General features: G+C 47.0%; 10 protein-coding genes and 1 tRNA gene. 2 read left to right on the forward strand and 9 right to left on the reverse strand.

Translation table 11 applies throughout. The features are described from left to right. The 6 genes from V7Z60_RS05875 to V7Z60_RS05900 form a co-directional block, all read right to left on the reverse strand. Nucleotides 1-471, reverse strand: a 471-nt coding sequence (locus V7Z60_RS05875; protein WP_334116918.1) for a CRISPR-associated endonuclease Cas3'', incomplete at its 3' end; no start/stop codon positions are given. 38 nt (nucleotides 472-509) lie between these two features. Next, nucleotides 510-1,091, reverse strand: a complete 582-nt coding sequence (locus V7Z60_RS05880; protein WP_334116919.1) for an NUMOD4 domain-containing protein — start codon at nucleotides 1,089-1,091, stop codon at nucleotides 510-512. Nucleotides 1,092-1,238: 147 nt separating this feature from the next. Continuing rightward, entirely contained in the window at nucleotides 1,239-2,051 is an 813-nt protein-coding gene (locus tag V7Z60_RS05885) for an endo alpha-1,4 polygalactosaminidase (RefSeq protein ID WP_334116920.1), read from the reverse strand. Nucleotides 2,052-2,106: 55 nt separating this feature from the next. Then, nucleotides 2,107-2,754 carry a nitroreductase family protein gene (locus V7Z60_RS05890; protein WP_334116921.1) on the reverse strand — a complete coding sequence of 216 codons (648 nt, stop codon included), beginning with the start codon at nucleotides 2,752-2,754 and terminating at the stop codon, nucleotides 2,107-2,109. A 20-nt stretch (nucleotides 2,755-2,774) separates the two neighbouring features. Then, nucleotides 2,775-3,653: a DNA/RNA non-specific endonuclease gene (locus V7Z60_RS05895; RefSeq protein WP_334116922.1), complete on the reverse strand. Its 879-nt coding sequence runs from the start codon at nucleotides 3,651-3,653 to the stop codon at nucleotides 2,775-2,777. Nucleotides 3,654-3,728: 75 nt separating this feature from the next. Continuing rightward, a complete protein-coding gene (locus V7Z60_RS05900; RefSeq protein WP_334116923.1) occupies nucleotides 3,729-3,881 on the reverse strand; it encodes a hypothetical protein in 153 nt (50 codons plus the stop codon). Nucleotides 3,882-3,919: 38 nt separating this feature from the next. Here V7Z60_RS05900 and V7Z60_RS05905 point away from each other — a divergent pair. Beyond that, nucleotides 3,920-3,993 (forward strand) — tRNA-Arg (locus tag V7Z60_RS05905). 62 nt (nucleotides 3,994-4,055) lie between these two features. On the opposite strand, the gene V7Z60_RS05910 is transcribed toward V7Z60_RS05905, so the two are convergent. After that, the gene (locus V7Z60_RS05910) at nucleotides 4,056-7,418 is read right to left on the reverse strand and encodes a DNA polymerase III subunit alpha (protein ID WP_334116924.1); all 3,363 of its coding nucleotides are present in this window, start codon (nucleotides 7,416-7,418) and stop codon (nucleotides 4,056-4,058) included. 163 nt (nucleotides 7,419-7,581) lie between these two features. Between V7Z60_RS05910 and V7Z60_RS05915 the strand changes: the two genes are divergently transcribed. Then, nucleotides 7,582-7,764, forward strand: a complete 183-nt coding sequence (locus V7Z60_RS05915; protein ID WP_334116925.1) for a YjzD family protein — start codon at nucleotides 7,582-7,584, stop codon at nucleotides 7,762-7,764. Between the two features lie 38 nt (nucleotides 7,765-7,802). On the opposite strand, the gene clpB is transcribed toward V7Z60_RS05915, so the two are convergent. Both clpB and V7Z60_RS05925 read right to left on the reverse strand, forming a co-directional pair. Next, nucleotides 7,803-10,409 carry an ATP-dependent chaperone ClpB gene (gene clpB, locus V7Z60_RS05920; RefSeq protein WP_334116926.1) on the reverse strand — a complete coding sequence of 869 codons (2,607 nt, stop codon included), beginning with the start codon at nucleotides 10,407-10,409 and terminating at the stop codon, nucleotides 7,803-7,805. Nucleotides 10,410-10,594: 185 nt separating this feature from the next. Beyond that, nucleotides 10,595-12,090, reverse strand: a 1,496-nt coding sequence (locus V7Z60_RS05925) for a peptide ABC transporter substrate-binding protein (RefSeq protein WP_334116927.1), incomplete at its 5' end; no start/stop codon positions are given.

Here is a 12,090-nt window from a genome sequence, read left to right on the forward strand (position 1 = left end):
AACAACATTAAACGGCTTGCCGTGATGTCCGCCGATTATTGCACATACTTCTTTAGATACGTCCCAGTCTCTCAGTAATACTTCTCCCGCCAGGTTATGAGGGGAATGTTTCCTTGACTCCAGCAATGCACTGTCCAGACCGCTAAATCCTGCTCCAACAAGCCTCTTGACAAGATAGTCATCGAGTTCATCATCCCTGATATATGATTTCTTGGTCTGAAAGGCAGGGGTCGCCTTGCCAATGTCATGAACGGCGCCAAGAAACCTGATAAACTTCAGCAATTCCTCTTCTGAATCAAATCCTTCCCTCATCACCTCTCTTTGTCCGTCATCAATCCAGTGATTGTAAATCCATCCGATTACATTCTTTGTATCCATGAGATGTACAATAAGCGGCAACCACATCGGCTGTCCGTCCTGAACATTCTTCTTGGCCCATAGTGAATATGCCATTTCCTTGATTTTATCCATAGGATCACCTCCATGTCCGTCTTTCTAAAAATATGCTCTTATAGATTCTTAAAATCATCCTTAACGTCTTCCTTCCTCCTCCACTCCATTCCCCCCGCCGTCTTCTGCTTTCCCTTCAGGCAGAGACAGATTCCGACGGTGTTCTTGAAACCGAAATGCCGTGCCGCTTCCGTAGCCGTCTGGAACTCGCCGCAACAGATGTTGTTCTTGAAGGCCTGAATCGGACCGGTGTTCCAGTTCCCCGATTTTCTTTTCCTTCTCCTCCTGAATCTGTAGTCCGTGGATGCGGCGCGTCCCGGGTAGTCCCACTTGAGATTCTTGACATTGTTGTTGCCTTCTTTTCCGTCGATGTGACGCACGAAGGTTCGTTCAGGATCGTCATTTTCGATGAACGTTCTGGCAACGACCTGGGCTACGGTGTAGTTCTTCCTGTTGCCGTCCTTGTCAACCAGCCGGATTACCTTGGCACCGCTTCTGAGCCTGCTGCACTTGAGAATTCTCCTTTTGGAAATCGTTCTGTAGCCTCTGGACGTTTTGATCGTCCTTGGCAGGCTCATGATCTTGCCGGTATCGGATACCATGTATCGTCCTTCGTAACCTTTGATCTCCTTCCACACCATGTTTTTTGCCTCCTTTCGTTCATCAACCATCATCTTGAGTCTTATCATACGCTTTTTTCAGACGCTAATTCCCGCAAATTTGCGGTAGTTAGCATTTTTTTGCAAAAAAAACACCGAAATCATGAAAAATGATTTCGGACATCTCCTTTAATTCAATTTGATGCTGTCGGCATTATACCATTTATACCCGTGTCGCTCGCAATATGCATCGATTTTCCTTGAAAGCTCCCTGCCGGCACGATATTCGACGATGTAGACGTCAAGTCCTGCTTTCCTGGCCTTCTTGAGGTATCCTTCGTAATAAGCCGTATCTTCCCTGGACTGCCTGCCATATTCTTTCTTGTCAAAATGGTAAGTCGTGAATACGTCTTCCTGGTTGATTCCGTCATAAAGCCTTCTGGCGCTGCCGTCCTTCAACGTTTCGGAAATAAAGACGTCTCCTCCGTTGACAATCAGCTTAAACCCCTGTCGTTTGAGAGATGCAAGCATCGACTTCAGACTCTGGTAGACTTCAGGCGTATGATATCGATGATATACATCGGCATTGTCGATGAACAAACCGTCAAAGCCACGTTCCTTATACACCCGGGCGCGTTCCTGAACCACCAGGCGCTGCCACTTTTCCCTGGTGACGTCTACCCAGTGCTCATCCGGCCAGCCGTCGTATCGGTCAAGCATGACGTCTTCATACCTTTTACAGTAGGGCTGAGAATTTTCAAGCGAACCGATGTTGAGGTAAGCATAGACATGCCTGCCGTCTTCCTTCAAGGATTCAACCTGCCTGCTTGTGAAGTTGCTCGGCTCGACGACTACGCTATCATATCGTTCGTATTTTTTTCGCTGATTCATGGCATCGCCGGTAAACACGCCGTAATCAAAAGTTTCTCTGCGGCATGCCACGAGAAGCACGGTTACTGCCGAAAAGAGCATGGCCAGGTATTTTATGTACTTCACTTCCATAACCCCTCCGTTATGCTTTAACAACATTTAACCTTTTAATGTTGACTTGCAAAGACTATTCCCACTCAAAGTTCTCTTTTCCCGCACCGAGTTCAAAGTGATACTTCACAAGTCCGAAATCTTCTCCGCAGGTGTCGCATTTCAAGGAAACCTTATGACCTTTTCCGATGATCCAAAAATTCTGTCTGCCAAGTGCAGTGGGTGCAAGCAGCGCTGCATTCACACCGGCAGCGAACCAGTCCGGCATTTCACCCTCGTATGAACTGACTGCCTCAACATCCTTCTGCCTGTGCTGTTTTCCGGCGGTTGCCCCGTACCCGACAACGATGATGCCGATTACTTTTTGACCGGGAACTTTTCCTTCGACGGCTTTTTTGCTGAACGTTCCGCCGATCCACCAGGTGTTGAGTCCAAGCGTCTGGGCGTAAAGCATCAGATCCGCCCCGACATATCCCAGGCGTTCGTTCAGATCAGCGCTTTCCTTTCCCGCCATGATAAAATAGTTGTCGGCATTTCTGGAAGTCAGTTTTCCCATAAGATTCAGTGCAGAAGAATCCCCTGTCTCCAGTTTGACATGCACCTGATATTTTTCGTTGTCCTCTTCGATGCGCCTTTTCAAGGCCGAGACCGTTTCCAAATCAAGTTCTTCATCCCGATAGCTGCGCACGACGTGTCGTTTCTTCATTGCCTCTTTAAGATCCATATGTTATTTCCTCCTTATATTCAGAATATATCATTTTTATGCAGCAGACTGCAATAAAAAACAACCCGCTGTGATGCGGGCTGTCCTAAACAGCCGGTTCGGTAATTGATTTCAATTCCCTTCTGGACGTTTGGGACGAACACGTTGAATTCGAGCGAGCCGGATTTGCTTTTGGCCTCAATGTGAGCTCCTGAAGGAACCAGATTTCCTTCTTCGAACAAATCGGTGACGCGGTAGCGGACCTGTTCATTTTGATCAAGTGCTTTCCTGACTAGCCCTTCATAATAGTTCTGTCCGGTCGAATCTGCGCTTTGAGCCTCATTTGCCCAGGCCGTCTGCGTTGCGATGTTGTCAGGATTTGACTCAGATGCGTCGAATCCCTTCAGTCCCCCGACCAGGGCATAGGCCAGCAAGTGACCTCTGTCGTAAGCATGAGAGTACCGGCCGCTCAGATTGAGCTTTTGCCTGAAACCGTCGGGGCGCCAGTCGGTCCTTCCCTGGCCTGTTTCGCTTCGATTCCTGTATTGTCTGGTTGTCCTGTTCAACCAGGCATCCCCGATCATTGCGCCGTTTTCCTTTCTGTTGACCGCATACGGAGCACTTGAAACATCGGCATTCAAATCGTTCCTGTTATCATCGATGATGAAGGCACCATGTCCGTTCCACTCGATTTTCTGTCCGAGTCTCTGCCTGACTGAAGCGCTCATGACACTTTCCGCAAGCTGCCTGTCCGGCGTATATTCGTCATTTTCAACATGACTGGTTTGAGTCTGATGCCCTTGATTCAACCACTCGTCCAGACCGATTTTCCTGCCAAAGGCAGTCCAGCTCAGCAAGACCAGTCCGACGGCAATAATCAGGGTCACAAGGCTTTTATTCTGTTTTCTTCTTCTGACCATTTTCTTTCCTCTGCATTTCACAAGATGTTTCCATTATAACAAAAGGAGCCGGAAAAAACTGATGCTTTATTAGATTTACCCGTAAAATGCAGTTCCCCCAGCCTCTTCTGCATAGATGAAGGTAGTCTCTGCGCTTATTGGCAATCCGTTGCTGGCAGCGGGCTTTATTGACTCTTGCACGCTTTCAAAAATCTTTTTTTCAATCTTTTCATAAATTTCATTTGACATTATGTCTTCCTATATCGTATAATAAATGACGTTGCGATGGTTCGGTAGCTCAGCTGGATAGAGCATCCGCCTTCTAAGCGGACGGTCGTGAGTTCGAATCTCACCCGAATCATTCATAACTTCCTAACCGAGCTTTTGGGGCTCGGTTTTTTTGTACAACAAAAAAACCGGGAATCATCCCGGATTTCCCTTGACATACTGAATGTTTTCCCTGTTAAGCAATTCGCCGATTTCTTCCAGCATCTTCTGGTCTTTTCTGAGCCAGAATCTTCTGTCCAGCATTTTCTTCGTCTGTTTTGCATCATCTTCGACGATGACCGGTATTGGTCCCAGATATCGTTTCATGATGTCAAACAGCTGTCGTTTCGTTTCTACCGTAATCGTGCTTGAAAAATGCAGTGCAATATATTCAATCGGCTCGACACGGTCGACCACGAAGGAAAGACCGTTTCGATCCTGGACCCTGCCGTAAAACAGCAGCTCTGCATTTTCTCTCAATCCCTTGTGATACCTCAGGAACTGCTTCGGGAAAAAAGGCGCCTCGATTTCGCCGGTCTGATCAACGCATGTGACAAATGCCATCTCATCACCCTTTTTGGTTTCGATTTCCTTGATTTCCCTGACTCTGACAAGAATAATCGCCTGCTGATCAGGAACAAGACTGGCAATCGAGCTTGTTCCGATGCCTTGTGCAAACGCACTGTATTTGTCAAGCGGATGAGCTGACAGATATACGCCAAGATACTCCCTTTCCTTTGCCAGACGATCGTCCAGGGTCAGTTCCCTGACGCTTTTCCTGCTTGGAGCCATAAGCGATTCAAGCAGAGGATCGTTCATCGAAAGCTGATCGTACTTCACCAGAACTTCAAGGTTGCTCAGCATTTGACTTCGACTGTCTCCAAAGGAATCAAATGCGCCGACGTAGATCAGCGTTTCAACAATCGGCCGATATCTTCTGGCGATTTTTTCGCGTTCTTCTGCAACACTATCACTATCCTGCCTGTCAACAAGCGCCCGGTCAACCATCCTGTTCATGAAATCATCAAGGCTTTTAAAAGGTCGATATCCTCCGGCATGACGTTCGGCCAGAATCTGCCTGATAAAATCGAATCTGACTCCCTTCACGGACAAAAAACCGAACATGATGCCGCCGTCCGCAATGCGGAAATCATAACTGCTTTTATTGATGTCCGGCGCAAGAATCTTGATTCTGCGCTTTCTGGCAGCCGCCAGAAAACTTTGAGTCTTCTCAACGTTTCCAATAACGGTACTCAGCAGCGCACAATAGAATTCTGCCGGGTAATGAGCCTTAAGGTAAGCCATCTGAAAAGCCATCTTCGAATACGCAACGGCATGGGAGCGGTTGAATCCGTATTCTCCGAACCGCTCGATGTAATCGTAAACACGCAATGCGTCCTCTTTTGAAAATCCTTTTTTCTGAGCGCCTGCAACGAATTTGACGCGCATTCTTTCAATCGTTTCATGTTCCTTCTTGCTGATTGCCCGACGCAGAATATCGGCTTCGCCCAACGTAAAGCCGCCCATTCTTGACGAAACCTGCATGGCCTGCTCCTGATAGACGATGATTCCGTAAGTGCTCTTCAGGATTGGTTCCAAAACCTTTGCCGGATAGGAAACAGGTTTTCGCCCGTGACGTCTTGCCGTAAATTCGTCAATATTTCGAATCGGTCCCGGGCGGTACAAGGCGTTCAAAGCAACGATGTCTTCGAAATTCTCAGGTCTGATCTTAAGCATGGCCTGCCTGATTCCATATGAATCAAATTGAAAAATTCCTTCCGTCTTCGCATTGTAAAAGAGCTCCAAAGTTTTCTTGTCATCAAGCGGTATCCGTTCAAGATCAAGATTTGCCGCATTATTTTGGTTCACGAGATCCTTTGCCGTATTCAAAATCCGCAAATTCTTCAAACCTAAAAGGTCGATTTTAAGCAGGCCGGCTTTCTCAACCGGCTTTTTTGAAAACTGGGTCATCAAATAACCGTCATTTCCAACCTGAACCGGAACGACTTCGTCAAGATTCTGATCGCTCAGGACAATTCCGGCAGCATGAGTCGAAAAATGCCTTGGCAGACCTTCAAGTTTTTGAGCAGTTTCAAACAACAACTCGTTTCCTTTGCTGTCCGCAATCAGATTCTTGATTCGCTGGGATTCCGAACGGGCACGCTCAAGCGTCATCTTATCTCCGAAAGGTATCGCCTTTGACCAGACATCAGTCTCAGCCTGAGTCAGTCCGAATACGCGACAGCTGTCACGCAGGGCCTGCTTGGCACCGAACGTGTCAAACGTGATGATTTGTGCCATGTGTCGGCTTCCGTACGTATCATAAACATATTTGATGATCCGGTCACGCCTGTTGTCTGGAATGTCCAGGTCAATGTCAGGCATTTCGTGTCGTTCCTCATTCAGGAAACGCTCAAACAAAAGATTATATTTGATTGGATCAACGTCGGTAATGCGCAGGACGTAAGATACCAGTGATCCGGCAGCAGACCCGCGCCCCGGACCGACGATGATGCCGGCTGAGCGCGCGTATTGAGTAATTCCGCTGACAATCAGGAAATAGTCTTCAAATCCCATTTCCTGAATCACCTTGAGCTCATAGTCAAGACGAGCCTGATAAACATCGACTTTATCAGGATTTTCCCTGAAGCAGCGCTTGATTCCGTCATTGCACAGCCTTCTCAGATAATCATGTGCCGGAATTTCTGCAACGCCCTTTTGAAATTTGTAGTGTGGCAATGAAGTTTCAGACGGAGTCAGCCAGAAGTCAACTTCCGAAAGAAGCTGGCCGGTTTGTTGGAATTCAGCTTCCATCCCTGCTTCTTCATAATCATTTTGATACTCCCCGGGCATTTTTAAGTAATCAGGACCGGACATTCGATGACCGGGATCGATTCTTTCATTCGCATCGATTGCCTGAAGGACCTGTTGTCCAAAATAATCCTCCGGCTTCAGGTATTCCACTTTCGACAAGGCAATCTGCGGAATCTTCATCGTTTCTGCGATTCGATACGCATCAAGCAGGAGTTCGCGTGAAAACTGAGGCCCCTTGCCCAAATACAGTTCTGCACCGTTTGCCTGCAGTTTTTCAAAAAACTTCGGTGAACTTGCAACCTTGATAGACTCGGGCGAAACAATCACCGCCACCCCGTCAAGATAATCCTTTATATCATCGCATGTTTGCGGATTGTCATGCGGATCAGAGCCGTTTTCAGACAGTTTGCCTGATGAAATTCTCACCAGATTGCGATACCCCGCTGAATTTTTGGCAAGCAAAAGCAAGGAAATCGGCTCTTCTTCACCATCTCCCTGCATATTAAGCTCAATTCCGATTACCGGTTTTCTTATTCCGTATTTACGACATGCTTCAAAAAATTCAAACGCGCCATAAAGGACGTCAACGTCGGTCAGACAAAGCGCCTCATAGCCCATCCTGCTTGCGGCTTCAACGTACTCACTGATTTTAAGCGGGCTTTGCAACAGACTATATGAGCTTTTTACCTGAAGCGGTGCAAACATTTTGCGTCATCCTTTCTAAAATAAAAACACATGTACGCTATTTGCTTATATTATACTAAAATTTCCAGGATACTTCCATTTTTTTGCGACAAATTTACCAAATTATTTGTGAAATGAAAAGAAGTTTGTGCTACAATATGTAACGAATGAGAGGTGTTTTCAAATGGCAAAACAACTGACTATTTTGGTCTGGGGCGCTATTTACGGCGAAGTTATCGGATACGTGCTTTCCGCTTTGGGCGGGACTGCGTTCGATCCCGCAATGAGTGCCGTCATTCCCGCAATCGGCGGACTGATTGCAATCAATCTCTTATCGCTTTTCGTTAAGAGTCCTGAAAGAAAATAATAAAAAAGTCGAGATTGAACATCTCGACTTTTTTATTATCAATCCACAGCCACCGCTGAAGAATCAAAGCTCAGTTTTCCATTTTCATCCAGATCAATCAAAACCTCTGAATGTGGCAGAATATTTCCCGCAATAATCTCTTTTGCAAGCGGCGTTTCGACGTTGTTGGTAATGAAACGCTGCAGAGGACGTGCGCCGTAAGCCGGATCATATCCCTTATCGGCCAGCCAGTCGCATGCGCTGTCAGTAATCCTGAGCGTGATTTCCTGATCTTCAAGCCGTTTTGAAAGCTGCGAAACAAACTTTTGAACGATTTTTTGAATGGCTTTTATTCCAAGCGGTGCAAACATGATGATATCATCAATCCGGTTCAGGAATTCAGGCTTGAAATGCGTCTGCGCAAGCTTCATCACTGCCTGTCTGGTCTCATCGGAAACTTTTCCGTCTGCCTGAACATTGTCAAGCAGAATACTTGAACCAAGATTGGACGTCATGATGAGGATTGTGTTCTTGAAATCAACAGTCCGTCCCTGGCCGTCAGTCAGGCGGCCGTCATCAAGAACCTGCAGCAGGATGTTGAAGACGTCCGGATGAGCCTTTTCAATTTCATCAAATAAAACAATCGTGTAAGGATTGCGCCGGACGGCCTCCGTCAGCTGTCCGCCTTCCTCGTAGCCGACATAACCGGGAGCCGCTCCGACCAGACGCGACACCGAAGCTTTTTCCATGTATTCTGACATATCGATTCGAACCATGTGTTTTTCTGAATCGAACAGATTCTCTGCGAGTGCCTTGGCAAGCTCGGTCTTACCAACGCCAGTCGGTCCAAGAAACATGAACGAGCCGAGTGGTTTGGAAGGATCCTGAAGTCCCGCTCTTGAGCGAAGAACCGCATCAGCCACTGCATCAACGGCCTCATCCTGTCCGATGACCCGTTCATGCAAAGTGTCTGCCAGATGCAGGAGCTTCTGCCGTTCCCCTTGAACAAGCTTTGCAACCGGAATGCCCGTCATGCGGCTGACGACTTCTGCAATTTCATTTTCCGTGACGGATTCTTCAACGAGCCAGTCTTCAGGCCGCTTCGTATTTTCAAGTTCTTCCAGTTCGCCTTCAAGTTTTGGAATGACCGCATGCTGCAGGCGGGCTGCTTCTTCAAGGTCATACTTGTTTTCTGCTTCTTCAAGATCATGCTTTGCCCTGTCGATTTCCTGCTTTTTGTCAGAAACTTTCTGAATGTCTTCCTTTTCGCTTTCCCAGCGCATCTTGAGCTTGTTCGCCCGCTCGCGTGATTCAGCGAGATCTTCCTGAAGTTCCTCCAGACGTTTCCTTGAAGCCGGATCATTTTCCTTTTTCAAGGCAGCTTCTTCGACTTCCTGTCTCATCAGCTGACGTGTGACCTGATCAAGTTCAGTTGGCATCGAGTTCATTTCGACTCTGATTTCGGCACATGCTTCATCGATCAGGTCAATTGCCTTGTCAGGCAGGAACCGGTCGGTAATGTAACGGTTTGAAAGCGTCGCTGCAGCCACGAGGGCATTATCGTGAATTCTTACGCCGTGATGAATCTCATAGCGCTCCTTCAGTCCCCGCAGAATCGTAATCGTGTCTTCAACGTCCGGTTCCTTGACTAGAACCTTTTGGAAACGTCTTTCCAAAGCCTTGTCCTTTTCCATGTATTCACGATATTCGTCAAGCGTGGTTGCCCCTATCAAATGCAGTTCTCCGCGCGCAAGCATCGGTTTCAGCAAATTGCCGGCATCCATGCTTCCTTCAGTTTTTCCGGCACCAACGATGTTGTGAATCTCATCAATGAATAGGATGATCCGGCCTTCGCTCTTGGTTACTTCCTTCAAGACTGCCTTCAGGCGTTCTTCAAATTCGCCGCGATACTTGGCACCTGCAATCAATGCTCCCATGTCAAGCGAGAAGATCGTCTTGTCCTTCAGATTGTCCGGGACGTCCTTTTTCACGATTCTCTGTGCCAGGCCTTCAACAATGGCGGTCTTGCCAACGCCGGGCTCACCGATTAGAACCGGATTGTTCTTCGTCTTGCGTGACAGGATTCTGATCACGTCACGAATTTCCTCATCGCGCCCGATGATTGGATCCTGTTTGCCGGAACGAACCTGCTTGACAAGGTCAACGCCGTATTTTTCAAGTGCCTTGTATTGTTCTTCCTGATTCTTTGATGTCACTTTCTCGCCACCACGCATTTCTTCAACGACTTTCTTCAGTTTTTTCTCATCTGCACCATGAGCGGTCAGATATTCGCTCAACGGATTGTACTTCTGCTTCATCAAGGCAAGAATCAACGTGTCGATTGCAACGTACTCATCCGAAAACTTGGTTCTGAGCGTTTCAGCATCCTGCATCAATCGGTACATGTTCTGCGAAAGACTCTGCCCGTAGGCATTCGTTCCTTCGACAACGGCAATCCTGTCAAGTTCCTCATCTATCTTCCTTTCAAATGAAGCAACGTCAACACCAGCTTTTTTATAAACATCAGCCGCAAGTTCGCCAGGTTGAACTAAGAATTTGAACAGATGCGGAATTTCGATTGCCTGATGATGCCTTGCAACCGCAATTTTCTGTGCCTCAGAAAGCGCATCCTGCACCGCCGAGGTAAATTTTGGTTCTTCACTCATAAAAAGCCCTCCGATCAAACTTTCTTACAAATCAATTTTACAACGTTTTATCGCAAATGTGGTCACTTTTGCTGCAAATTGGTCAAAAAAGGTCAAAGTTTAACCTTTCCTTAAAAATCGTGCATATTCTGAAGGATCGACTCTTGAATTCAGCAAAAAAACGCGCAGAATTGCGCGTGAAATCATTATTTGATATATGCGTACTTGTAATTCCACTGCGTTCCGGCTGTATTGTGGATGATGCCCCTGACGCTCTTTTTCTGCATATATGCCGTCGTCTGCTGATAAATCGGCGTCACGCCCTGATCGGCATTGAAAATTCTGGCTGCTGACACCAGATCCTGCCAGCGCCTGTCTTCATTATTTGCATCCTCACCCTCTGCCTTTTTGATCAGAGCATCATATTGCGGATTCGAATATTTGCCATAATTGTATGAAGTGCCGGTCAGCGGAATCTGCAGGAACGTAATCGGATCATTGAAATCTCCGCCCCAGCCTGAAACATAGATATCATAATCGCCTCTTTGAGCCCTGTCCGAAGCGCTTTTGCCGGGAATTGAGGCCAAATTCACCTTGATTTTCGGAAAGACCTTCGTATATTGAGACTGCAGATACTGTGTCAGAGGACCGTTATTGGCATTGTCGTTTGCGGCCAGAATCGTCACCGTCAGCTTGTCTGCTCCGATTTCCTTCATGCCCTTTTCAAAATATATTCTGGCTTTTGCCTCATCGTGGCCGACAGTGCCGGAAACCGCCTGTTCCTTTGCAAAATCAGTCCCGTTTTTCGGATCATGTGCCAGATTTCTTGCGACAAAGCCTGTCGGAAGGCTGGAACCATCGCCAAAGACCTTATTGATCAGTACTTTCCGGTCAAGAGCAAGTGAGAATGCCAGGCGGATGTTTCTGTTGTTAAGCGCCTTTCTGATCATCGGATCCTTAGCCTGGAAGTTATATGAAAGATACGAAACGTATGAATATGGATATTGCCTGAATTCCTGATTATTCTTCAGACTTCTGACCTGCTGGTTCGAAAGCGGCGTCATGTCCAGCTTATCCTGAGAATAAAGCTGATAGCCAGTATTCGTATTTTCAACGACCTTATAGGTTATCTTCTTGAGTTTGACCGAACTCTTGTCCCAATACTGATTGTTTTTGACAAAATTCCACTTGTCGGAAGTTCCGTTCCAGTCTGTCATTTTGAAGGGACCGGAATATACCATATATTTTGAGCGCGTTGCATATTTTTTGCCGTACTTTTCAACAACCTTTTGATTTTGCGGCCCGAAAAGCGGGTAGGCGAGCAGGACTTTGAAATAGGCAATCGGCTTGTCAAGCTCAACCTGAACGGTATTTTTGTCAAGTGCCTTGATGCCGAGCCTGTCGGTGCTCAACTTTCCGGACGCAATTTCATCGGCATTCTTGACGCCTGAAAACAAGTATGAGTACGGAGATTCGGTTTTCGGATCGATTGACCTTCTCCAGGAATAAACGAAATCGTCAGCCGTAATCCTGTCACCGTTGCTCCACTTGGCATTCCTGAGTTTAAAGGTCCATGTCAGTCCGTCCTTTGAAACCTTGCCGGATTTTGCCAGGCCGGGAGTTGCCTTTCCGTTCTTTCCCAACCGGTAAAAGCTTTCAAAGATATTGCCTGTCTGTCCGTATCCGGTTGATTTTGAAATAT

This window comes from Ligilactobacillus sp. (assembly GCF_036846325.1).
Lineage (GTDB): Bacteria > Bacillota > Bacilli > Lactobacillales > Lactobacillaceae > Ligilactobacillus.

Excerpts from the sequence above, each read along its gene's own strand:
- V7Z60_RS05880 (WP_334116919.1), bottom strand. The coding sequence starts at position 1,091 with ATGGTGTGGAAGGAGATCAAAGGTTACGAAGGACGATACATGGTATCC.
- V7Z60_RS05885 (WP_334116920.1), bottom strand. The coding sequence starts at position 2,051 with ATGGAAGTGAAGTACATAAAATACCTGGCCATGCTCTTTTCGGCAGTA.
- V7Z60_RS05890 (WP_334116921.1), bottom strand. The coding sequence starts at position 2,754 with ATGGATCTTAAAGAGGCAATGAAGAAACGACACGTCGTGCGCAGCTAT.
- V7Z60_RS05895 (WP_334116922.1), bottom strand. The coding sequence starts at position 3,653 with ATGGTCAGAAGAAGAAAACAGAATAAAAGCCTTGTGACCCTGATTATT.
- V7Z60_RS05900 (WP_334116923.1), bottom strand. The coding sequence starts at position 3,881 with ATGTCAAATGAAATTTATGAAAAGATTGAAAAAAAGATTTTTGAAAGC.
- V7Z60_RS05910 (WP_334116924.1), bottom strand. The coding sequence starts at position 7,418 with ATGTTTGCACCGCTTCAGGTAAAAAGCTCATATAGTCTGTTGCAAAGC.
- V7Z60_RS05915 (WP_334116925.1), top strand. The coding sequence starts at position 7,582 with ATGGCAAAACAACTGACTATTTTGGTCTGGGGCGCTATTTACGGCGAA.
- clpB (WP_334116926.1), bottom strand. The coding sequence starts at position 10,409 with ATGAGTGAAGAACCAAAATTTACCTCGGCGGTGCAGGATGCGCTTTCT.